The organism is Pseudomonas sp. BS-2016 (assembly GCF_001806145.1).
GTDB classification, from domain to species: domain Bacteria; phylum Pseudomonadota; class Gammaproteobacteria; order Pseudomonadales; family Pseudomonadaceae; genus Aquipseudomonas; species Aquipseudomonas lundensis.
The window spans coordinates 170,909-191,882 of the sequence record NZ_MLCT01000034.1; the positions used below are offsets into that span (position 1 = coordinate 170,909).

At 60.3% G+C, this 20,974-nt stretch carries 25 protein-coding genes; 8 read left to right on the top strand and 17 right to left on the bottom strand.

Going from position 1 to position 20,974, the window contains the following annotated elements; genetic code table 11:
- The first annotated feature begins 47 nt into the window (after positions 1-47).
- Complete coding sequence (locus BKD70_RS18355; RefSeq protein WP_047276086.1) at positions 48-932, top strand: DMT family transporter; 885 nt, start codon at positions 48-50, stop codon at positions 930-932.
- A gap of 62 nt (positions 933-994) precedes the next feature.
- Here BKD70_RS18355 and BKD70_RS18360 read toward each other — a convergent pair whose 3' ends face one another.
- From BKD70_RS18360 to cysK, 3 genes are all read right to left on the bottom strand, one after another.
- Entirely contained in the window at positions 995-1,858 is an 864-nt protein-coding gene (locus BKD70_RS18360; protein ID WP_047276088.1) for a DMT family transporter, read from the bottom strand.
- Positions 1,859-2,178: 320 nt separating this feature from the next.
- Positions 2,179-3,117: an aspartyl/asparaginyl beta-hydroxylase domain-containing protein gene (locus tag BKD70_RS18365; protein ID WP_047276087.1), complete on the bottom strand. Its 939-nt coding sequence runs from the start codon at positions 3,115-3,117 to the stop codon at positions 2,179-2,181.
- Between the two features lie 276 nt (positions 3,118-3,393).
- On the bottom strand, positions 3,394-4,368 hold the full coding sequence (gene cysK, locus BKD70_RS18370; RefSeq protein WP_047276090.1) for a cysteine synthase A: 975 nt from the start codon (positions 4,366-4,368) through the stop codon (positions 3,394-3,396).
- Positions 4,369-4,575: 207 nt separating this feature from the next.
- Between cysK and BKD70_RS18375 the strand changes: the two genes are divergently transcribed.
- Together BKD70_RS18375 and BKD70_RS18380 are read left to right on the top strand one after the other, a co-directional pair.
- Complete coding sequence (locus BKD70_RS18375; protein ID WP_047276083.1) at positions 4,576-5,421, top strand: MoxR family ATPase; 846 nt, start codon at positions 4,576-4,578, stop codon at positions 5,419-5,421.
- Between the two features lie 19 nt (positions 5,422-5,440).
- Complete coding sequence (locus BKD70_RS18380) at positions 5,441-6,619, top strand: VWA domain-containing protein (RefSeq protein WP_047276093.1); 1,179 nt, start codon at positions 5,441-5,443, stop codon at positions 6,617-6,619.
- A gap of 30 nt (positions 6,620-6,649) precedes the next feature.
- Here BKD70_RS18380 and BKD70_RS18385 read toward each other — a convergent pair whose 3' ends face one another.
- From BKD70_RS18385 to BKD70_RS18410, 6 genes are all read right to left on the bottom strand, one after another.
- Entirely contained in the window at positions 6,650-7,573 is a 924-nt protein-coding gene (locus BKD70_RS18385; RefSeq protein ID WP_047276095.1) for a biotin-dependent carboxyltransferase family protein, read from the bottom strand.
- Entirely contained in the window at positions 7,570-8,274 is a 705-nt protein-coding gene (locus BKD70_RS18390) for an allophanate hydrolase subunit 1 (RefSeq protein ID WP_047276097.1), read from the bottom strand. The genes BKD70_RS18385 and BKD70_RS18390 overlap by 4 nt, the downstream gene beginning before the upstream one ends.
- Complete coding sequence (locus BKD70_RS18395) at positions 8,271-9,020, bottom strand: 5-oxoprolinase subunit PxpA (RefSeq protein WP_047276099.1); 750 nt, start codon at positions 9,018-9,020, stop codon at positions 8,271-8,273. Before BKD70_RS18395 ends, BKD70_RS18390 begins: the two co-directional genes overlap by 4 nt.
- A 182-nt stretch (positions 9,021-9,202) precedes the next feature.
- Positions 9,203-9,736, bottom strand: a complete 534-nt coding sequence (locus tag BKD70_RS18400) for a DUF2937 family protein (protein WP_047276074.1) — start codon at positions 9,734-9,736, stop codon at positions 9,203-9,205.
- A gap of 12 nt (positions 9,737-9,748) precedes the next feature.
- The gene (locus BKD70_RS18405; RefSeq protein WP_047276072.1) at positions 9,749-10,525 is read right to left on the bottom strand and encodes a class II glutamine amidotransferase; all 777 of its coding nucleotides are present in this window, start codon (positions 10,523-10,525) and stop codon (positions 9,749-9,751) included.
- 35 nt (positions 10,526-10,560) lie between these two features.
- Entirely contained in the window at positions 10,561-11,055 is a 495-nt protein-coding gene (locus BKD70_RS18410) for a hypothetical protein (RefSeq protein ID WP_047276208.1), read from the bottom strand.
- An 88-nt stretch (positions 11,056-11,143) separates the two neighbouring features.
- Between BKD70_RS18410 and BKD70_RS18415 the strand changes: the two genes are divergently transcribed.
- Entirely contained in the window at positions 11,144-13,189 is a 2,046-nt protein-coding gene (locus BKD70_RS18415; protein WP_047276102.1) for a S9 family peptidase, read from the top strand.
- A 32-nt stretch (positions 13,190-13,221) separates the two neighbouring features.
- Here BKD70_RS18415 and BKD70_RS18420 read toward each other — a convergent pair whose 3' ends face one another.
- On the bottom strand, positions 13,222-13,518 hold the full coding sequence (locus tag BKD70_RS18420) for a hypothetical protein (RefSeq protein ID WP_047276068.1): 297 nt from the start codon (positions 13,516-13,518) through the stop codon (positions 13,222-13,224).
- An 82-nt stretch (positions 13,519-13,600) separates the two neighbouring features.
- Between BKD70_RS18420 and BKD70_RS18425 the strand changes: the two genes are divergently transcribed.
- From BKD70_RS18425 to BKD70_RS18440, 4 genes are all read left to right on the top strand, one after another.
- Positions 13,601-14,287, top strand: a complete 687-nt coding sequence (locus BKD70_RS18425; RefSeq protein WP_047276066.1) for a spermidine synthase — start codon at positions 13,601-13,603, stop codon at positions 14,285-14,287.
- 52 nt (positions 14,288-14,339) lie between these two features.
- A complete protein-coding gene (locus tag BKD70_RS18430; protein ID WP_047276064.1) occupies positions 14,340-14,714 on the top strand; it encodes a YajD family HNH nuclease in 375 nt (124 codons plus the stop codon).
- Positions 14,715-14,806: 92 nt separating this feature from the next.
- A complete protein-coding gene (locus tag BKD70_RS18435) occupies positions 14,807-15,274 on the top strand; it encodes an RNA methyltransferase (protein ID WP_047276062.1) in 468 nt (155 codons plus the stop codon).
- 78 nt (positions 15,275-15,352) lie between these two features.
- Positions 15,353-15,688, top strand: coding sequence for a DUF2892 domain-containing protein (locus BKD70_RS18440; RefSeq protein ID WP_047276060.1), 336 nt, complete (start codon positions 15,353-15,355; stop codon positions 15,686-15,688).
- 59 nt (positions 15,689-15,747) lie between these two features.
- Here BKD70_RS18440 and BKD70_RS18445 read toward each other — a convergent pair whose 3' ends face one another.
- The 7 genes from BKD70_RS18445 to BKD70_RS18475 all read right to left on the bottom strand — a co-directional run bounded on the left by BKD70_RS18445 (position 15,748) and on the right by BKD70_RS18475 (position 20,968).
- Complete coding sequence (locus BKD70_RS18445) at positions 15,748-16,797, bottom strand: AI-2E family transporter (protein ID WP_047276058.1); 1,050 nt, start codon at positions 16,795-16,797, stop codon at positions 15,748-15,750.
- Positions 16,798-16,867: 70 nt separating this feature from the next.
- Entirely contained in the window at positions 16,868-17,686 is an 819-nt protein-coding gene (locus BKD70_RS18450) for a DUF4892 domain-containing protein (protein ID WP_047276105.1), read from the bottom strand.
- Between the two features lie 145 nt (positions 17,687-17,831).
- Positions 17,832-18,686, bottom strand: a complete 855-nt coding sequence (locus BKD70_RS18455; protein WP_047276106.1) for an alpha/beta hydrolase — start codon at positions 18,684-18,686, stop codon at positions 17,832-17,834.
- Positions 18,687-18,691: 5 nt separating this feature from the next.
- On the bottom strand, positions 18,692-19,498 hold the full coding sequence (locus tag BKD70_RS18460; RefSeq protein ID WP_047276109.1) for an alpha/beta fold hydrolase: 807 nt from the start codon (positions 19,496-19,498) through the stop codon (positions 18,692-18,694).
- Positions 19,499-19,609: 111 nt separating this feature from the next.
- Entirely contained in the window at positions 19,610-20,053 is a 444-nt protein-coding gene (locus BKD70_RS18465; RefSeq protein WP_047276111.1) for a hotdog fold thioesterase, read from the bottom strand.
- Positions 20,054-20,192: 139 nt separating this feature from the next.
- Complete coding sequence (gene sixA / locus BKD70_RS18470) at positions 20,193-20,642, bottom strand: phosphohistidine phosphatase SixA (RefSeq protein ID WP_047276113.1); 450 nt, start codon at positions 20,640-20,642, stop codon at positions 20,193-20,195.
- Positions 20,639-20,968 carry a DUF4389 domain-containing protein gene (locus tag BKD70_RS18475; protein WP_047276115.1) on the bottom strand — a complete coding sequence of 110 codons (330 nt, stop codon included), beginning with the start codon at positions 20,966-20,968 and terminating at the stop codon, positions 20,639-20,641. The genes sixA and BKD70_RS18475 overlap by 4 nt, the downstream gene beginning before the upstream one ends.
- Positions 20,969-20,974: the final 6 nt, after the last annotated feature.

Below are 20,974 nucleotides of genomic sequence, written 5' to 3' on the forward strand. Positions count from 1 at the left end.
GCAGCATCCCCTACACTGCCCGCCACAAAACCTGTAAGGAAACATCCGTGAGACTTGTCGATATCGTGCGCATGCTGTCGCTGGCAGGCATTTGGGGCGCCAGCTTTTTGTTTATGCGGATCATCGCACCGGTTCTCGGCTCCATCCCTACTGCTTTCTTTCGTGTGTCCATCGCGGCCACCGGATTGCTGGTGATGCTGACGATGATGCGTGTCAGCTGGAATTTCGGCGGCAAATTCAAAGTCGTGCTGATCCTCGGGGTCATTAACTCAGGCATACCGGCCACGCTGTATTCCGTGGCGGCCCAGGTGCTGCCTGCCGGGTATTCAGCCATTTTCAACGCCACCACACCGCTGATGGGCGTGTTGATTGGCGGCCTGTTTTTCAGTGAAAAACTCACGCTGACCAAAATGGCAGGGGTGTTTTTGGGCCTGTTGGGGGTGGGCATTCTGACCCGGGCAGGGCCTGTCGCGTTTGACATGGACTTGCTGATGGGCGCCCTCGCCTGCTTGCTGGCCACCACCTGCTACGGCTTCGCCGGCTTTTTGGCGCGCCGCTGGCTGGATCAGCAAGGTGGGCTGGACCCGCGTCTCTCGGCGCTGGGCAGCATGCTCGGGGCCACGCTGTTTCTGCTGCCGCTGTTTGCGGGCAGCCTGATCCATCAGCCACCCGCCAGTTGGGGTGGTACAAGCGTGTGGTTGTCGCTGCTCGGGTTGGGCCTGTTGTGCACAGCGTTTGCGTACATTTTGTACTTCCGCCTGCTGACCAGTATCGGTCCGGTCAAGTCCATGACTGTGACCTTTATGATCCCGCCGTTTGGCGTGCTGTGGGGCGCACTGTTTCTGGACGAGCCGCTGTCGATGGCGCACGTGTATGGCGGGCTGTTGATCGCCGTGGCGCTGTGGCTGGTGCTCAGGCCCGGACGGCCTTGATACCGTGACTCAAGCAAGCTGCGAAGAAGGCCGCATTGCCCCTTCGCAGCCCGGCTCAGCGGTTACGCGGTTTTACGGAACACGAACATCAGGCCCACGATGATCATGGCCATGCCCAGCAGGCTCAACGCCGCGAGGGTATTGCCGAAAATCAAGTAGTCCATGACGGCTGTGACGGCAGGCACCAGGTAAAACAGGCTGGTGACATTGACCAGGTTGCCCCGCGCAATCATCCGGTACAGCAGCAAGGTGGCCAGCACCGAGACCACCAGCCCCATCCACAACACCGGAATTACAAAGCCTGCGCTGTACTGGACGTTAAAGGGTTGAAACGGCACGAACACCGCGCACACCACCAGCCCGGCAAGGTACTGCAACGGCAAGGTGCCCAACGGGTTATGGGTGATGCGCTTTTGCATCAGGGTGCCGAACGTCATGCTCCCCAGCGCCAGCACCGCGAACAGCATGCCTTGCCATGACATGCCCGCCAGCCCGATGCCCTGGTACACCACCAGCATCAGCCCGGCCAACCCCAGAAACAGCCCCAGCAGTCGGCTCCAGCAAAGGCGCCGCTCCAGGATCACAGCGGTCAGAATCGGCTGGACGCCCATGACCGTGGCCATGACGCCCGGCGTGATGTGAAGCGACAGCGCCAGCATGTAAAAAATCTGATAGGCGCCCAGCAAGACCGCCCCGGTGGCCAATGCATACCGCACCGCCCGGGCCCCGCGCGGCCGCTGGAGTTTGAGCAAGGGGATCAACAGCACCAGCGCCAGTAACGCGATGGCAAAGCGGATCAATAAAAACGCAAAGGGCGACGCGTGGGCCAAGCCCCATTTGGAGAAAATCGCGCCGCTGCTCCACAGCAACACAAACACACACGTGGAGGCAGCCGCCAGCGCGGTATCTTTTGAGATCGAATACATGAGTTACACCTGTCATCAGGCAAAAAAGGCCACTCAGCCAAGGCTGAAGTTCAGTGGTTTTTCAGACGGGTACGGGCAGCCGAAGGCTCGGCTCAGCCCGTCACAACACCCGGTGGCGATACGACGACGTACACCACAGTGCTGCTGACAGGAGGGGGGGAGTGAATGATCTGCTCCGGCTGCTGATTCGCACACGGCACTGCCTCAGCAGTGACTGCTGAATCGACAACGCGGTGTGGAAGAGAAACCGGCATGGGCTGATCGTTCTGAAGGGTATCGAGCGCCGACTATAACCAGCGCCCGATACAATTGGCAATACGTTAACCGAACAACCAGCGCCACAGCAGCACCAGCACCAGCACCGCCAACACCGGGCGCATGATGCGGTACAGCTTGGGGTTGCGGCGTTTCCACTGCTTGACCACGCCACTGAAGCGATCGCTGAAGCGTTTGCTCCAGGCGTAGGCTTTGTTGATACCGCCTACCCGTTCGTCGTCCAGGTTTTGCGGCGCGGTGGCTTTGCCCAACTGAGCGCTGACCCAGCGGTTGATCTTGGTCATGAGGCGGTTGGTCAACGGGCGTTCCACGTCACAGAACAGGATGACGCGGGTGATGTCGGTTTCGTTTTTGACCCAATGCACGTAGGTTTCATCGAACATCACGTCTTCGCCATCACGCCAGGCGTACTCCTCGCCGTCCACAAAGATGCGGCACGCGTCGGAGTTGGGCGTTGACAGTCCGAGGTGATAACGCAGTGAACCGGCAAACGGGTCGCGGTGCGGGTTGAGGTGACTGCCGCCCGGCAGCAAGGCAAACATCGCGCCTTTGACGTTAGGAATGCTGTTGACCAGCGCCACGGTTTTCGGGCAAAGCAGCTCTGCGGAAGGCAGCGGCTTGTCATACCACTTGAGGTAAAAGCGCTTCCAGCCTTTTTTGAAGAACGAACCGAAGCCTGCGTCGTTGTTCTTTTCGGCGGCGCGGATATAGCCCTCGTCGAACAGGTGCATGGCCTCTTCGCGAATCGCCTGCCAGTTGTCCTTGAGGATATCCAGCTCGGGGAATTTGCTGCGGTCCAGGTAAGGTTTGGACGGCACACCGGAGAACAGGTACATCAAGGCGTTGTACGGCGCAAAAAAAGCGGAGTGGTTGACGAACTGACGCAACACCGGCAAGCGCGCCTTGCCGCGCAAGTGCACGTAAAGGATGCTGCCGACAAACAGCAGTATCAGCCCTGCCTTGATGGCGAAGGATAAGGTCATGCAACAACTCCTCGAAAAAACTGTGCGGCACCGATAGCCCGATGTGGCAGCCGGGCATGATAAACACTACCGGCGCAGGACAAAACCCGCGTGATCCAACATTCAGTGTTAAGGATTACGTAACAGCGCATTTAATAGCATAGGCCGAGGCGAAATCGCTTGATGTGAGTCAGGCAAAACCTGTCGCTGATGCGGGCCGGGACGCGACAGGCGGCGCTTGCGCAGGCGCGGTGAGCCCGCCTGCCTGCGCCGCCCCGGGCCGCGACAATGGTGGCCTTACTGCTCCAGTTCCTGGTCGCTGAACATGTCGCTGAACAGAAAGCTCGACAGGTAACGTTCGCCCGAGTCCGGCAGGATCACCACAATCGTCTTGCCTTGCATCTCCGGTTTTTCGGCCAGCCGCACCGCCACTGCCATGGCCGCACCGCAGGAGATGCCACACAGAATGCCTTCTTCATGCATCAGGCGCAGCGCCATGGCCTTGGACTCATCGTCACTGACCAGCTCGACCTGATCGACAATCGACAGGTCGAGGTTTTTTGGCACAAAACCGGCACCGATGCCCTGGATTTTGTGCGGCGCAGGCTGGATGGCCTGACCGGCCAGCGCCTGGGTGATGACAGGCGAGGTGATGGGTTCAACGGCCACTGACGTCAGCGGCTGACCCAGCGTGTGCTTGATGTACCGTGAAATACCCGTGATGGTGCCGCCCGTGCCCACGCCTGAAACCAGCACATCGACACGCCCTTCGGTGTCGTTCCAGATTTCGGGGCCGGTGGTTTTTTCGTGGATGGCAGGGTTGGCCGGGTTTTCGAATTGTTGCGGCATGAAGTACTGGGCAGGGTCGCTGGCCTGGATTTCAGCGGCCTTGTCGATCGCGCCTTTCATGCCTTTGGCCGGTTCAGTCAGGATCAGCTCGGCGCCCAGTGCCTTGAGCACTTTGCGACGTTCAAGGCTCATGGACGACGGCATGGTCAGCATCAATTTGTAACCGCGTGCAGCGGCCACGAAGGCCAGGCCAATGCCGGTATTGCCCGACGTGGGCTCAATGATGGTCATGCCCTGTTTAAGTACCCCGCGGCTCTCGGCGTCCCAGATCATGTTGGCGCCAATCCGGCATTTAACCGAATACCCCGGATTACGCCCTTCGATCTTGGCCAGAATCGTGACACCACGGGGCCCAATGCGGTTGATCATTACCAGCGGTGTATTACCGATGGAATGAGCGTTATCTGCAAAAATGCGACTCATGACGGGGGTCCCTTATGCACTTTTCGGAAAGGCTCCAAGGGTAGGCTTCGTGTTCGCGTGCGTCCAGTCATGGCGTGACGGCCCGTTCACAGACTGAATGAGGCGTTTGCGTTCACGCCACGCGGGTGCCGCGTTATAGTCGGACATACTTTTTTAGTCACCCGCCCTGCCCTGTGCAGACCGGGTTCATGGTTTGAGGATGTGCAGATGAAGTTTGAAGGTACCCGCGCCTACGTGGCCACCGATGACCTGAAGCTGGCGGTCAACGCGGCCATTACCCTGGAACGCCCGCTGCTGGTCAAGGGCGAGCCCGGCACCGGCAAGACCATGCTGGCCGAGCAACTGGCCGAGTCTTTCGGCTGCAAGCTGATCACCTGGCATATCAAGTCCACGACCAAAGCCCACCAGGGCCTTTATGAATACGATGCGGTCAGCCGTCTGCGCGATTCACAGCTGGGCGTCGATAAAGTCCACGATGTGCGCAATTACCTGAAGAAAGGCAAATTGTGGGAAGCCTTCGAAGCCGAAGAACGGGTGATTCTGCTGATCGACGAAATCGACAAGGCCGACATCGAGTTCCCCAATGACCTGCTGCAAGAACTCGACAAGATGGAGTTCTACGTTTACGAGACCGACGAAACGATCAAGGCCAAGGTGCGCCCGATCATCATCATTACGTCCAATAACGAGAAAGAGCTGCCGGACGCCTTCCTGCGCCGTTGCTTCTTCCACTACATCAGCTTCCCGGACCGCAACACGCTGCAAAAAATTGTCGACGTGCACTTCCCTGACATCAAGAAAGAACTGGTCAGCGAAGCGCTCGACGTGTTCTTCGATGTGCGCAAAGTGCCAGGCCTGAAGAAAAAGCCTTCGACTTCCGAGCTGGTGGACTGGCTCAAGCTGCTGATGGCCGACAACATCGGCGAAGCCGTGTTGCGCGAGCGTGATCCGACCAAGGCCATCCCGCCGCTGGCCGGCGCGCTGGTGAAAAACGAGCAGGACGTGCAATTGCTTGAGCGCCTGGCGTTCATGAGCCGTCGCGGCAATCGTTGATTGACCCGAGGCGATAAGCATGTTGCTGAATCTGTTCAATGAAATGCGCGCAGCCAAGGTGCCGGTTTCGGTGCGTGAGCTGCTGGACCTGATCAATGCGCTCAAACACCGCGTGACCTTCGCCGACATGGACGAATTTTACTTTTTGGCGCGCACCATTCTGGTCAAGGACGAGCGCCACTACGATAAGTTCGATCGCGCCTTCGGCGCTTATTTCAATGGCCTGCAAAACCTCAATGAACACCTTGAAGCCCTGATCCCGGACGAATGGCTGCGCAAGGAGTTCGAGCGCTCGTTGAGCGATGAAGAGCGGGCGCAGATCCAGTCGCTGGGCGGGCTGGACAAACTCATCGAAGCGTTCAAACAGCGCCTGGAAGAGCAAAAGGAACGTCACGCCGGGGGCAACAAGTGGATCGGCACCGGCGGTACCAGCCCGTTCGGTTCCGGCGGCTATCACCCCGAAGGCATTCGCGTCGGGGATGCCGGTGCGCGCCAGGGCAAGGCTGCAAAAGTCTGGGAACAGCGCGAGTACAAAAACCTCGACGATCAGGTCGAACTGGGCACCCGCAACATCAAAGTTGCGCTACGACGTTTGCGAAAATTCGCCCGTCAGGGTGCGGCAGATGAACTGGACATCGACGGCACCATCGACCACACCGCACGCGACGCCGGTCTGCTGAATATCCAGATGCGACCGGAGCGGCGCAACACCATCAAGCTGCTGTTGCTGTTCGACATTGGTGGCTCGATGGACGCCCATGTGCAGATCTGCGAAGAACTGTTCTCGGCCTGCAAAACTGAGTTCAAGCACCTGGAGTATTACTACTTCCACAATTTCATTTATGAGTCGGTGTGGAAAAACAACCAGCGGCGGCAGGTTGAACGGATCGCGACCCAGGATGTGCTGCACAAATACGGCGCCGATTACAAGGTGATCTTCATCGGCGACGCGGCCATGGGCCCGTACGAAATCACCCATGCCGGGGGGAGCGTCGAGCACTGGAACGAAGAACCGGGTTACCTGTGGATGCAGCGTTTTAGGGAGAAATACAAAAAGCTCATCTGGATCAACCCGTACCCCAAAGACACGTGGAACTACACGGCCTCGACGCGCATCGTGCGCGACTTGATTGAAGACCGCATGTACCCGCTGACGCTGGAGGGACTGGAAGAAGGGATGCGCTTTCTGGCGAAATGAACCGTCCCCCCCTCCTCCGAGGGGTGTGGCTCAGACGCTGTTGAGGCGCTGCATCCACTGCACCTGCTGGCGCTGCGCGACCTCCTGGGTCGTGGGCCGCAACGTCACCCGCTGTCCCGGCAGGCACTGGGCCAGCCGGGCCAATGACAGCGGTGTCAATGCCCCCAGTCGCGGGTAGCCACCGATGGTTTGCCGGTCATTGAGCAACACGATGGGCTGACCATCCGGCGGCACTTGCACCGCTCCCAGCGCAATCCCTTCGGAAATCATCGGCGGCCCTTGGTACACCAGGGTCGGCCCCAGCAAGCGGATGCCCATGCGGTCAGCGCGGCTGTCGAGTGCCCATGGGCAATTGAAGGCGTCAAACGTGCTTTGCCCGCTGAAATCGCCGATCTGCGCGCCCATGACCACGTCCAGCGACGCCGCGTCGGTGAATGTGGGAATCCAGGCGTGATGCAACTCACGCAGCGCGGGCTGAATGTCACTGAAGCCCAGCTCGGCGCCCTTCGCCAGCGCGTGCCCCTTGCCATCCGGCCCGCCCAATTGCTCGCGTATCACCGTGGCGCAACTGCCCAACACGCGCGGCGCGTCGAAGCCTCCCGGCGCGGCCAGGTAAGCGCGCGCGCCGTTGAGCGGCTGCACGAAATCCAAGGTCTGACCCTGGCGCAGCCTGAAACTGCGCCACGGCTTGAGCGGCTGACCATCCACGGTGGCGGCCAGGTCTGCACCCGCCAGCGCCAATGTGCAATCGCACTGGGCGATGACGCTAAAACCGCCCAAGGTGATTTCAATCACCGGCGCCTGCAGCCCATTGCCCAACAGCCAGTTGGCCCACGTCATCGACTGCCAGTCGGCAGCGCCGCCCTGCGTCACGCCCAAGTGCCGAACACCAAAACGTCCGGCGTCCTGCAACTGGCACAACGGGGTGCTGGCCTGAATCAACAATCGGCTCATGCCAAGGCCTCCTGCGGGGTGTCGTCACCGCCCAGGCGGATGAATTCGCTATGACTGATCGGCTCAAACTGCACGCGATCGCCGGGTTGCAACAGGCTGTAGCCGTCCCGCTCCCGGTCAAACAGCATGACCGGCGTGCGCCCGATGAGGTTCCAGCCGCCGGGTGACTGGGCCGGATAGGCCGCCGTCTGGCGTTCGGCAATCCCGACACTGCCCGCCGCCACCCGTTTGCGCGGGGTGTCGAGGCGTGGAGCTGCCAACACCTCGTCCACCAGCCCCATAAAGGCAAAACCGGGGGCGAAACCCAATGCGAACACCTGATACGGACGCGCGCTGTGACGACGAATCACTTCGCCCTGCGACTCGCCCGTGCGCCGGGCCAGCAATGCCAGCTCGGGCCCCACGCTCAGGTCGTACCACACCGGCAGCACATGGCATCGGCCGTGATCCCCGGTAGCGGGCTGCAAGTCTGTCAGTGCCTGATGAATCAATTCGCGCGCCTGTGCCGGGCTGAGCGCCAGCCCGTCGTAGTGAATCATCAGCGTGGTGTAGGACGGCACCACATCAATCAAAAAACCCGCAAACCCGCTGCGCACACGCTCTGTGGCGGCCAGCATCCACGGCATGTTGTGCTCGGCAATCTCATCGAACAACCGCAGCATCAAGCAGTCGACGGCCGCCACTTCGATACGCGGCTTCATGCCCGTTGCCCGTTCAGGGCTGAACGAATGCGCTGCACGGCCGCCACCGAACTGGCGTTGTCGCCATGCACGCACAGCGTGTGGGCGTGCAGGTGCAATGAGCTGCCATCAATGGCTGTCAGTGGCTGGCCCGCTGCAAGGGTCAGCGCCTGCTGCACGATGGCTGCAGGGTCGTGGTGCACCGCGCCCGGTAATTGGCGCGACACCAGATGCCCGGCCGCGTCATAGGCGCGATCGGCAAATGCTTCAAACCACAGGGTCACGCCACACGCATCGCCGATGGCTTGCGCGGCACTGTTATCACGGGTCGCCATCAGCATCAGCGGCAGGCTCGCATCGTAGGCCGCCACGGCGCGCACCACCGCGCGCAACTGCTCGGGATTGGCCATCATGTCGTTGTAGAGCGCACCGTGGGGTTTGACGTAGCTGACCCGCGTGCCCTGGGCGCGGCAGATGCCATCCAGGGCGCCGATCTGGTAATGCAGCAGGTCTTGCAGCGCCTGGGCGGTATAGGCCATGGAGCGGCGGCCGAACCCTGCCAGATCCTGATACGCCGGATGGGCACCGATCTGGACGTCATGCTCCAGCGCCAGCGCCACGGTTTTGCGCATGATCTGCGGATCACCGGCATGAAAGCCGCACGCGATGTTGGCGCAATCAATAAAGGGCATCACCTCGGCATCCAGGCCCATGGTCCAGCTGCCAAAACTTTCACCCATGTCGCAGTTCAATAACAGGCGGCTCACGATGATGCTCCTGTGGTTTTTATCGTTAGAAGTAGGACATTTTTCGACAGCCGTACGTCGTTCGTCCAACTAATAAAAGCCGGGCACAGGGATAAGAAAAGTTGATTGCGGTGAAGTTGCCACGTTTAAACCGTTGCCGATCGGCGCGCAGGGCGCAGAACGGCTTGCGCAGCGACTACAGGTCAGTAGCTGCGCTCACGGCGTGCAATGCGTTCGCGTTGACGCTTGCCGCCCAGGACGACCCAGTCGATGAGCCGCAAAAAGCCCTCGATCACGAAGGAAAACAGCAACGCGCCGGCCATGGCCCAGCCAATGGCGCTGGGCGACAGCAACACTTGATACGTGTAGGCGTCGTAGGTTTCCTGACGGATGGCCGGGTCTGCCGCGTACGCCACGTGCAGGGCGCGCAGGTACCACGGCCCTTGCATGGCCTGGAACTGGTTGTCCAGCAGGCGCTGACGGGTCAACAAGGTGCCCAGGCTTGAGGCATCGCTGCGAAATACCGGGTCGTCACTGGCCTGGTAGTGCGCCACCAGTGCGTGCAGGTCGCCGTTGAAAAACTGGTTGGCGGTGTTTTGAAACCCGGCCAAACCGGTTTGCGCTTCGATCAGGTGAGCTTCCACGCGCTTGGCGTAGTCATTGATAAAACCCGGCACTTGCACGCCGACCAACAGGCCCAGGGTGAACAACACCAACCGCAGGTAACTCAGGAACATGCTCGCCCATCCTTATTCGGTTGTGCCCTGGCTGACGCATTCGCCGCGTCGCCACAAGCCCCACTGGCCAGGCGCATAGCGCGTCCAGGTTTCGTTTTCAGTCAACGGCTCGGTGGCAATCACAGTGACCACGTCATTGGGGGTGGTTTCTGCCTGAAAATCCACGATCACGTCGACATCTTTGAGCCGCGCCGGGCCAAAGGGCGCTCGACGGGTGATATGCACCAGTTTGGTCGAGCAGTAGCAAAACAACCAGTCACCATCACTGAGCAGGCAGTTGAAGACGCCTTTGCCGCGATATTCGGCACAGGCGGCCACCAGCACCGGAATGAGGGTTTGGACGTCCACCGGTTCGGGGAAGGCTTCGCGCACCCGGTTGAGCACGTCGCAAAACGCTGCTTCGCTATCGGTGTCACCGATCGGCCGGTAGAAGCTGGTGCGCGGGTTGAAATCGGCCAGTTGGCCGTTGTGGGCGAAACACCAATTACGGCCCCACAATTCGCGCACAAACGGGTGGGTATTGGACAGGCACACTTTGCCGACATTGGCCTGGCGGATATGCCCAATCACCACTTCGCTTTTGATCGGGTATCGCTGCACCAGCAAGGCGACTTCAGAGTCGCAACTGGCGGCCGGGTCCTGAAACAGGCGCAGGCCGCGCCCTTCATAGAACGCAATCCCCCAGCCATCACGGTGCGGGCCGGTACGCCCGCCACGCTGCATCAGGCCGGTGAAGCTGAACACAATATCGGTCGGCACGTTAGCGCTCATGCCCAGTAATTCACACACGCTCGCACTCTCGCATTCAGGCTCGACGGAAAAAGTTACAACCTGGGTTCTACCCGGGTTGAACCGCTGACCCGCGGTGCTACCGGACGGCCGTAACGGTCGTCACCGGCATTGCCGAAGGGTTGATCGTCTTCAGGATCGCTCTGGCGGGCCTGCTCGGCCGCCGCCGCTTGCGCACGCCGGGCCTTGCTCGCGCGCTCAATGGGCCAGCGGATCAGCACAAACAGCCCATACAGGCAAAACGCAATGATGGCGTACATCAACAGGTCGGACACGGCCCGCCAGGCGTTGTTGCCCACTTTGAACGCCAGATCAAGGGCGGTGATGGCAATCGCAGGGGCGAACTTTTCCTTGACCGGGTCAATGATGGTCGGGCTGAACAACAGCACGGCCATCAGTACCCGCAGCGGTTCACGCAGCCAGCGCCACATGAAGCGGGTCAGGCGGCACCACACGAGCAGGCAGCCCAAAGCGGCAAAGGCGTAAAGGCCCCAAGCGATCAGATAGTCGTTCTCGGTCATGGTATCCATGGTCGGCAGGCAATGAGGCGCTATGATAACGGCTTTTAGCCAGTGCGGCTGCACGGCTTCTTTTCATTCAGGTTTCCGAGAGCAGTTAATGACCGAATCTACCTACGCAAATAGCGCTCCAGTCGCACACACCATAGAGGGTTCAGACCCCTATGCGTGGTTACAAAATCGCGACAGCAAAGAGGTTTTGGACTACCTGAAAGCGGAAAACCAGTACCAGGAAGCCCAGTTGGCCGACGAGGCGGAGCGACGTGAAGCGTTGTTTGAAGAGATCAAGGGCCGCATCCGCGAGACTGATCTGTCCTTGCCGTCGCCCTGGGGCCCTTATCTGTACTACACCCGCACCCAGGCGGGGGAAGAATACGCCCGCCATTTCCGCTGCCCGCGCCCGGCTGACAATAGCCAGCAGGTAGACGAAGAAGCCGAACATGTATTGCTGGACCCGAACGCGCTGGCCGACGGCGGGTTTATCTCCCTGGGTGCGTTCAGTATCAGCCCGGATCATCAACGGCTGGCTTACAGCCTCGACACCAGTGGCGAAGAAACCTACCGCCTGTTCGTCAAAGAGCTGACCAGCGGGACCGTGACTGAGCTGCCGTTCGAGGCGTGCGATGGCAGCATGACGTGGGCCAATGACAGCCAGACGCTGTTTTTCGCAACGCTGGACGACACACACCGTCCCCACAAGCTGCTGCGCCACACGCTCGGAGAAACCGCCGCGCACGAGGTGTTCCATGAGCCGGACGGGCGTTTTTTCCTGCATTGCTACCGCTCCAGTTCTGAGCGCCAGCTCATCCTGTTGCTCAACAGCAAAACCACCAGTGAAAGTTGGGTGCTGGATGCCGATCAACCGGCCAGCCCCTTCCACTGCCTTGCGCCCCGGGTTGAAGGCCACGATTACAGTGTCGATCACGGACTGTATGAGGGTGAGTGGAGCTGGTTTATCCGCACCAATCAGGACGGGATCAACTTTGCGCTGTACCACGCCAAGGGCGAAACACCGACCCGCGATGACTGGACGCTGCTGATTGCCCACGACGACGCGGTCATGCTCGAAGGCCTGACCCTCAATGCCCATGCACTGTGTTTAAGCCTTCGCGAAGGTGGACTGCCGATCATTGAGATCCGTCCGAGCGGTTTAACGCCTTATCGGGTGCAATTACCAGACGCCGCCTACAGCCTTTATGTGCAAGACAGCCTTGAGTTCGAAAGTCCGTATATCCGTTTGCGCTATGAGGCGTTGAATCGTCCGGCACAAGTACGTCAACTGACACTGAACACCGGCGAGCAAAGCGTACTCAAGGAAACCCCGGTCCTGGGGCCGTTCAATGCCGACGATTACGTCAGTCAGCGCCTGTGGGCCACGGCCCCTGATGGCACCCGGGTGCCAATCAGCCTGGTGGTCAAGCGCAGCGCCCTGGGCCAGCCGACGCCGCTGTATATGTATGGTTACGGCGCCTATGGTGAAAGCCTTGACCCGTGGTTCTCCCATGCGCGCCTGAGCCTGCTCGATCGGGGCGTGGCGTTTGCCATCGCTCACGTGCGCGGCGGCGGTGAGTTGGGCGAAGCCTGGTACCGGGCGGGCAAACAGGAACACAAGCACAACACGTTCAGCGACTTCATCGCCTGCGCAGAACATGTGATCGCTCAAGGGCTGACAACGGCCGGGCAACTGGTCATCAGTGGCGGCAGCGCGGGCGGCCTGTTGATCGGCGCGGTGCTCAATCAGCGGCCTGAGCTGTTCAAGGCGGCCATCGCCGAAGTGCCTTTTGTGGACGTGCTCAACACCATGCTCGACCCGGACCTGCCCCTGACCGTCACCGAATATGACGAATGGGGCAACCCGCAGGAACCCGACGTCTATGAGCGGATCAAGGCCTACGCGCCCTATGAAAACGTGCGCGCACAGGCTTACCCGGCGATGCTGGTCATTGCCGGGTACAACGACAGCCGCGTGCAGTACTGGGAGGCCGCCAAATGGGTCGCTAAATTGCGCGCCAGCAAAACCGACGACAATCTGTTACTGCTCAAGACAGAGCTGGACGCTGGCCACGGCGGGATGAGCGGACGCTATCAAGCGTTGCGCGATGTGGCGCTGGAATACGCGTTTGTGTTCAAGGTGCTGAGCCTTTAACCGAGGGCCTGAACCCGGTGCCGCTGCCCGGCTCAATCAGCAGCAGGCTTGATCTTCAGGTCTTTGCGGTCGAGCCCCGGCAAGGGTTGGTCTTTGGGCGGCGGCTGGGGCAAGTCGATGGGGGGCAGCGGGAGCAGGCTGCCGCTGCCTGCCACGGGCTTGGGCACCGGCCGCGGCGTCATCTGCGGATAAGGCGTGGGCGTGGCTGTACCGGGCGAACCGGGTTCGGGGGTTGCAGGCATCACGGGCACAGGGCTCAATGCCCCCGCTTGCGCTGCACTTATCGAGAGCACCGCCCCTGCAATGGCCGTTAGAATAGTGCGTTTCATCAGTCACTCCGTTGCCAGACCGGCTTGTCTGCCCTCAGGCTACTCGTAACCTGCGGTTTTTGTCCTCTTCTATGAGATACCCATGAAACGTTTTGTTCTGCTCGACACCACTCCGATCCCCGATAACGGCGGCGCCCTGTGCCTGTTTGAGTATGGCGAGGACTTCGTGATCAAGATCCAGGGTGGCGACGGCGGCCAATTGATGAACACCCGCATGCACGGCTCGGAAGACGCACTGGCTGAAATCCCCTGCCGCAAGGTCGCCGGACGTGCCCAGTCGCGTGTGTTGATCGGTGGTTTGGGCATGGGGTTCACCCTGGCGTCGGCCCTCAAGCATTTGGGCAAAACCGCCGAAGTGGTCGTGGCCGAACTGGTGCCGGGGGTTGTTGAATGGAATCGCGGCCCGCTAGGCGAAAAGGCCGGCAACCCGTTGCAGGACCCGCGCACGGTGATCCGCCTGGAAGACGTGGCCAAGGTGCTGCAAGCCGAACCCAAAGGGTTTGACGCCATCATGCTGGATGTCGACAACGGCCCCGAAGGCCTGACTCAAAAAGCCAACAGCTGGTTGTACTCGGCCGGAGGCTTGAGTGCCTGTGCCAACGCCTTGCGCCCCAAAGGCGTGCTGGCCGTCTGGTCTGCCAGCGCGGACAAACAGTTTTCCGACAAACTGCGCAAGGCCGGTTTCAAGGCCGAGGAAGTGCAAGTCTTCGCCCACGGCAACAAAGGCACGCGGCATACCATCTGGATTGCTGAAAAAATCAAAGGCTGATCAACAGCTAAACTTAACGACCTGACCGTCATTCGTCTTCAAAGGTGAACCCATGAGCTCGGCCAACCCTCCCTCCCATACCGCAAAGCTGGATCGCATCCTGGCCGATGCCCAGCGTGACCGTGAAATGGGCTACCGCGACAAAGCGCTGAAAATGTACCCGCATGTCTGCGGCCGCTGCGCCCGTGAGTTCTCGGGCAAACGCCTGAGCGAGCTGACGGTCCATCACCGCGATCATAACCACGACAACAACCCGCAAGACGGTTCCAACTGGGAACTGTTGTGCCTGTATTGCCATGACAACGAACATTCGCGTTACACCGACCAGCAATACTTTTCGGACAGCTCGACCAGCAGCCCGAAAGTGGCCAAAGCCACCCACAACCCGTTCGCTGCTTTGGCCGGGTTGATGAAAAAAGACGACTAGTCGCGCGCTGCCGACGCCGCGGCCTGGACTGCGGCGCCGGATCAGCGTGAACAGGCGTATACTCGCGTCTTTTTTCTGAAGGGCTCGGGCACGTGGCGAACAAACGGTACAGCTGCATTGGTTTGTATAACCCCAAATCACCGGAAAACGTCGGCTCGGTGATGCGTGCGGCTGGTTGCTATAACGTGGCGTCCGTGTTCTACACCGGCAAACGCTATGAGCGCGCCCGGGACTTCGTGACCGACACCAAAAAGGTGCATCAGGACATTCCGCTGATAGGCATTGATGACCTGAAAAAGATCCTGCCGCTGGGCTGCATTCCCGTGGCAGTGGAGTTGGTAGAGGGCGCTCGGTCCTTGCCCGAGTACACCCATCCGGATCGCGCACTGTATGTCTTCGGGCCTGAAGACGGCTCGCTGGACAAAGAGATTCTGGACTGGTGCGAGGATGTGATTTACATCCCGACCAACGGCTGCATGAACCTCGCCGCCACCGTCAACGTGGTGCTTTACGACCGTTTGGCCAAGGGTAACAACACCCGATCCGGGCCTAAATTCTGACCCTCAGGCGCCTTCCAGGGGAACAACCCGCCTGCGCTGACAGTCAGCTCTGTATCCACCAACCCTTGGAGACAGAGCATGAGCAACAGAAATCCTGTAGAGCGCATTGAATCCCCCGCATACCCGGACGTGCCTTACCAAAACGTTGAAGGCTGGGAGCGTGTAGGCTCTTTGGCGGGCGGCGTGGTGATGCTCGGCAAGGGCATTCGCCGGGGCGGGTTTATCGGCCTGATCCAGGTGGGCATCGGTGCCATGGCGCTCAAACGCGGTATTACCGGCCACAGCTCAACCAAGCGTCTGCTTGAGAAGAGCCGCCAGCAACTGCACAGCGTGCGCTCAGACATCGAGCGCGCTGGCGATGAGTTGCTGCGCATGAAGGACGAAGTGGAAGGAAAGATCGTCAAGAGCGTCTGACCGACGCGTGAGGCTGCGATGCTACGCAGCCTCACGCCGCTGGTCCTTGCGTGCGCGGGTTAGCCCTGGGTTTTGTTTTGCTGGCTGGCGCTCCAGTCCACCAGCAGGCTATAGGCCAGCGCCAGCAAGGTCGGGCCGATGAACAAACCGATAAACCCGAACGCCATCAAGCCGCCGAACACGCCAAGCAGCACGATCACCAAGGGCAAGTTGCCGCCCCTGCTGATGAGGTAGGGCTTGAGCACGTTGTCCACACCGCTGATGATCAGCGTGCCCCATATGCCCAGGAAAATCGCCATCCCGTAATCGCCTTTCCAGGCCAGCCACGCCGTGGCCGGAATCCAGATCAGCGGCGGCCCCATCGGGATCAGGCTGAGCAGGAACGTTGCAAGGCACAGCACCAGCGCGCCGGGCACGCCCGCAATCAGAAAGCCGATGAGTGCCAGTAACGCTTGAGCGGCCGCCGTGCCGATCACCCCGTTGACCACTCGCTGAATGGTGCCGGCCACCAACTCTTGGTAGTAAGACGCGCGCTCACCGATCAGGCGTTCAAGCAAACGGTGCACAAAGGTCGCCAGCCGCGGGCCGTCCCGATAGAAAAAGAACACAAAGACAATACTCAGGGTCAGCTCCAGAATCCCGCCGCCGATCTGCGCACTGCGGGCCAGCAACCAGTTACCCACCTGCCCCAAATACGGCTTCACCGCGATGATCATCGCCGCGCCCTGCTCGTCGATGGTGTCCCAGATGCCCACCAGCCGCTCTCCGACCAGCGGAATGCCAGCCAGCCAGGTCGGGGCCTCGGGCAACCCTTCTAATTGCACATCCTTCACGAAGGTGGTGGCGTCGCGCACGTGATCGGCCAGATTAAAGCCCAGCCACACCAACGGCCCGGCCACCAGCAACATCCACCCCAAAGTCAAAATGCCAGCCGCCAGCGATTCGCGCCCATTGAGCCAGCGGGTCAGTAAGCGCATCAGCGGCCAACTGGCAAAAGCCAGTACGGCGCCCCAGAACAGAGCCGACCAGAAAGGTGCCATGACCCACAAACTGGCACCGAACAACACCAGCAGCAGGATTTGCACCAGCAGGCGATCGTTATTGAGCATGTGTATTCCACAGAAATTCGAAAACAAAAAAGACGACGGCTACGCCAAGTGTAGCCGTCGCAGGTCGCGCTTAGCGCAGCAGCTCGATATGCAGCCCCGGCGCCGGGGTGTCGCTCAGTTCAAGACGCGAGGCGCGCACGCCGCTCTTGATCAGGGCCTCTCGCCAGGCAGCTGCATTGACGCCGCTCAAGCTGAGGCGTGCGGTGGTATCAAGTTTTAAAGCACGGCTAATGAGCTCAAGCCAGGGCGCGTCGGGCGCTTGTGTCAGGGTCGGGAAATCCAGCGCATAGGTGGTTTTCAGTTGACGCTGCAACGTAGCAGGCGTGGGCAACAAGGTCCCGAGATCGGTCGTGGCCACCAGTTGTTCTACATGCAGATACCCTTTGCGACTGCCGCGGTTGATGGCATACAGCGCCACCAATCGATTGCGTTCAGGGGCTGCCATTCGGAGCAACAGGTAGGATTGTTGTTCATCGGAGCCCACCAGCTTGGCGTTGCCTAACACCTCATTGGCCCAGAGGCTGCTTTCGCCGCAGTCACGCGCCTGGCACCAGAACAATAATTCGGCATCCTTGGCTTGCAGCGCCTCGCGCGCCGCCGTGAAGGCTTCGGTGGCCGAATGGCCGGCCGGCAGCTCATAGGTTATTGCGGTGGTCTCGCCCCGTGCATCCACTTGCCCGTCGAAGCGCAGGCGCCCGCTTATTTTACGAATCGGTCCCATCGGGTAGATGCGCTCGGCATCCGGCTTAACGGTGTAATCGACAATGTGTGCGTCAGCCAGCCGGGGCACGTCCTGCAAGTCCTGGCTGCCTGGCACATCGGCTGCCCACAACAACGGGCTCAGGCAACTCAAACCCAGTACGCCGATCAAACGATTGGTCAATTTCATCGGCACGCGTCACCCGCAGGTGACGGGTGACTCAGCCTGCTCACGATAGAGACCGGATGGCCTTTCAGGGTCGCAGCGGTGTAGAGATCTATCATGGTTGTCTCCCATTTCAACCCGCCAAGCCTCGGCAGTTGGCCGCCGCAAGTCAAGGAGCAGCGAAGAACCTATTGAAACAGTCTGCAACAAGGATTGCCCCGGCTTCGTCATTGACATGTAAATGATGGCCACCGGGTAACCGTTCCAGGCTGAAGGGTAGTCTATCCAGCCGCTCGGGATGGGTAGCAAGCATGCCGGCTTCGGCCACGATCAGGGTGGCCGGACAATTGACGCGCCGGACGAAGGACATAGCTTGCTCGTCCGTCAGGCGCAGGGGCGAAGGGAGTGTCAGGCGGCTGTCGCTGCGCCAGCTGTATCCGCCCGGCACCGGCATCAGCCCGCGTTGAGCCAATAACTCGGCAGCTTCGCGGCTGACCGCGACCATGCCTTTCATGCGCGCTTCGACGCCGCGCTCGAGGGTTGTGTGCACGGACTTGCGTTTGTGGTTCAACTGAAGCTGGGCATGTAGCGCCTGCCCCATGCGCTCAGCCGTGTCGTGCTGAGTGCCGGTGTGCAGCATCACGCCATCAATGAGCGCCAGATGCGTGACACGCTCCGGGCACGAACCGGCCACCACCACCGAAATGATAGCCCCCAAAGAGTGGCCCAGCAGCGCAAAACGCTCCCAGCCCAGTTGTTCGGCCACGCTCAATACATCAAATGCATACTCCCACAAGGAGTAACTGGCGCCCGGCGGCCTGTGCGCAGAGTGGCCGTGACCTGCCAGATCCAGCGCCACAATGCGTAACCCGTGCAGCTTGGGCGCCAGCCGCGCAAAACTGTTGGCGTTATCCAGCCAGCCGTGCAGCGCGATCACGGGAATACCGTCTTCGGGCCCAAACACATGGGCTGCCAGTTCGATATGGGGCAGGCTCAGACGAATTTCTTCCACCACGGGGGGCATACGGTTCACTCTTCAACGCCGGAATCACGCGATTCCCAACGGGTAAAAATCGCCCTGAGCAGGCGGGCGGTATCGTCCGGCTGTTCCAGTGGAAACATATGCCCACCCGGCACGCTCAACGCTTCACCGAACGGCAAGCGGGCCACGGCATTGGCATGGTGGCGCATCACGACGCGGCTGTCACGTCCACGCACCACGGTCAATGGCACCTGCAATTGCTTGACCAGACCGGGACTGGTGTGGGGCACGCTGCGGTAGATATTGATTTCCGTGGCCGGGTCGAAACTCAGGCGCAAACGGTCATCCATCGCACGCAATCCATGCTCCAGATACGCGTCGAAACAGTCAGGATCGAAGCTGCGAAACAGTGATTTTCCGGCGAAGTACTCGCGCGCCGCTTCGCGATCGGCAAACTCTTCACGACGGCCCAACGTGCGCCCGGCCGGGGTCAGTCGATCAATCAGGCCGAAGCGTTTAGCAGCACGAATCACCCACTGGTCGGTGCGCGTCAGGACAGGAGAATCGAGCATGACCACGCCTTTGTAGAGCTGGGGACACCGGATGGCCGCATGCAGGTGCAACATCCCGCCCAGTGAGTGGCCAACGCCCAGCACCGGGCCGTCCTGCTGCTGCAGGTGGTAAATGAGTTCGTCGACCAGGTTGCGCCAGTTGTTGTCGACCGGGAAACGCGGGTCATGCCCGTGCTGAGGCAAATGCGCCACGTGGTAATCGGGCGCAAGTGCGGCAAACAGCTTTGCATAGGTGCCCGAAGGGAAGCCGTTGGCATGGGCGAAAAAAATCTGCCGGGACATATGAAGGCATCCACATATGGGAATTCGCCTTATTGTCTGTAGGAATTTTACTTGCCGCAATGACCGTATGCGCCATGAAGGACGCCACTACGGCCATTGCCCTTTAAATGCTCAACGCGCGGGCGGTGTTTCGCCGAGCGGCACAACGGCGATGGTCAGACGCGAAATGCAGGTGAGTTTGCCCGTGTCATCGGTCAAGCGGATGTCCCAGACATGGGTGGTACGGCCCCTGTGCACAGGCCGTGCTACGGCGCTAACGCGCCCGCTGCGTACTCCGCGCAGGTGGTTGGCATTGACCTCAATACCTACGCAATAAAATTGCTTCTGATCGATGCACATATAGCTGGCCATCGACCCGAGGGTTTCCGCCAGCACCACCGATGCACCGCCGTGTAACAGCCCGAATGGCTGATGGGTGCGGTGGTCAACCACCATGCTCGCGGTGATGGAGTTGTCATCAAACGCATCAAAGGTGATGTCCAGCACCTCACAAATGGTGTTTTTGCGCATTGCATTGAGGTACGCCAGATCTGGCAGGGATGTCCACATGCTCATTGTTCAGTCCTTGGTGGGTGAGTCGGCTATCGTCTTGCCACAAAACACACCGACGGCACAACCATGCATGCCTTCGCAGGCAGCGCCGGGCAACGAGCAAAGGCACCCGAAAATCCCCTCCAGGCGCAGTTTTTCGCGTTTAAGGGTGCCACACCCGCAGCAAGCGCAGGCTGCCGGCCAGTGGCCACTCACCTTCGAGTTCTGCCAGGCTGGCGGTTTGCATGGGTTGAGGCTGCCGGCAATGACCATGCTGCAACAGACTGATCAGTTCACCCACGAACGGTTGATGGCTGACCAACAGCACATTGCCGCTGTCCGGAAGTTGCTTGACGGCAAACAGGGGATCACTCTCCGGGGTCAGCCAAGGTACGGTTTTCAGGGCAGAGCCGAACCCCAGTGCATCGCGCACAAGGGCGGCCGTCTGCTGAGCCCGGACATACGGGCTCACCAAGATGCAATCAAGCGGTTGCCCCATCAAGTGCGCAGCGCTACGGAGCACTTGCTGCCGCCCATGCTCGGTGAGATTACGATCGGCATCGCGACGGGCATGCGGCTCGGCTTCTCCATGGCGCAATATCCATAACTTCATGGCTGTTTGGTCTGCGCCGCAGGCTCGGCATAGGGCGCCTCACCTTCTGGGGCACGGGGAGCGGGCCAGTCAGCAAAAGGCCAGGGTTTTTGCTCGGTGTGAAAACTACCGAAGCGACCGATTTGTGCCAGGTACAGGCTCAAACTGTCGCCGACATTCATCAGGCCGCCGTTGGGCGCGCCGTACACCAGCCGGTAAATCAGCTGCACCAGCACCAGACCGCCGAGCAGCAACTGGGCGATTTGCCAGACCAGCAGAAAAACCAGCATCCACAGCACGCGCAACACTAGGGATTCGTACTGGGGGGCATTCGGGTTGTCATTCATGGGTTG

Bases quoted from the DNA above. Each gene is read 5' to 3' on its own strand.
- BKD70_RS18475 (WP_047276115.1), bottom strand. From the start codon at position 20,968: ATGAATGACAACCCGAATGCCCCCCAGTACGAATCCCTAGTGTTGCGC.
- BKD70_RS18465 (WP_047276111.1), bottom strand. From the start codon at position 20,053: ATGAGCATGTGGACATCCCTGCCAGATCTGGCGTACCTCAATGCAATG.
- BKD70_RS18380 (WP_047276093.1), top strand. From the start codon at position 5,441: ATGTTGCTGAATCTGTTCAATGAAATGCGCGCAGCCAAGGTGCCGGTT.
- BKD70_RS18420 (WP_047276068.1), bottom strand. From the start codon at position 13,518: ATGAAACGCACTATTCTAACGGCCATTGCAGGGGCGGTGCTCTCGATA.
- BKD70_RS18385 (WP_047276095.1), bottom strand. From the start codon at position 7,573: ATGAGCCGATTGTTGATTCAGGCCAGCACCCCGTTGTGCCAGTTGCAG.
- BKD70_RS18360 (WP_047276088.1), bottom strand. From the start codon at position 1,858: ATGTATTCGATCTCAAAAGATACCGCGCTGGCGGCTGCCTCCACGTGT.
- BKD70_RS18410 (WP_047276208.1), bottom strand. From the start codon at position 11,055: ATGGATACCATGACCGAGAACGACTATCTGATCGCTTGGGGCCTTTAC.
- BKD70_RS18425 (WP_047276066.1), top strand. From the start codon at position 13,601: ATGAAACGTTTTGTTCTGCTCGACACCACTCCGATCCCCGATAACGGC.
- sixA (WP_047276113.1), bottom strand. From the start codon at position 20,642: ATGAAGTTATGGATATTGCGCCATGGAGAAGCCGAGCCGCATGCCCGT.
- BKD70_RS18450 (WP_047276105.1), bottom strand. From the start codon at position 17,686: ATGAAATTGACCAATCGTTTGATCGGCGTACTGGGTTTGAGTTGCCTG.
- BKD70_RS18400 (WP_047276074.1), bottom strand. From the start codon at position 9,736: ATGTTCCTGAGTTACCTGCGGTTGGTGTTGTTCACCCTGGGCCTGTTG.
- BKD70_RS18455 (WP_047276106.1), bottom strand. From the start codon at position 18,686: ATGCCCCCCGTGGTGGAAGAAATTCGTCTGAGCCTGCCCCATATCGAA.
- BKD70_RS18440 (WP_047276060.1), top strand. From the start codon at position 15,353: ATGAGCAACAGAAATCCTGTAGAGCGCATTGAATCCCCCGCATACCCG.
- cysK (WP_047276090.1), bottom strand. From the start codon at position 4,368: ATGAGTCGCATTTTTGCAGATAACGCTCATTCCATCGGTAATACACCG.
- BKD70_RS18390 (WP_047276097.1), bottom strand. From the start codon at position 8,274: ATGAAGCCGCGTATCGAAGTGGCGGCCGTCGACTGCTTGATGCTGCGG.
- BKD70_RS18445 (WP_047276058.1), bottom strand. From the start codon at position 16,797: ATGCTCAATAACGATCGCCTGCTGGTGCAAATCCTGCTGCTGGTGTTG.
- BKD70_RS18430 (WP_047276064.1), top strand. From the start codon at position 14,340: ATGAGCTCGGCCAACCCTCCCTCCCATACCGCAAAGCTGGATCGCATC.
- BKD70_RS18460 (WP_047276109.1), bottom strand. From the start codon at position 19,498: ATGTCCCGGCAGATTTTTTTCGCCCATGCCAACGGCTTCCCTTCGGGC.
- BKD70_RS18375 (WP_047276083.1), top strand. From the start codon at position 4,576: ATGAAGTTTGAAGGTACCCGCGCCTACGTGGCCACCGATGACCTGAAG.
- BKD70_RS18365 (WP_047276087.1), bottom strand. From the start codon at position 3,117: ATGACCTTATCCTTCGCCATCAAGGCAGGGCTGATACTGCTGTTTGTC.
- BKD70_RS18415 (WP_047276102.1), top strand. From the start codon at position 11,144: ATGACCGAATCTACCTACGCAAATAGCGCTCCAGTCGCACACACCATA.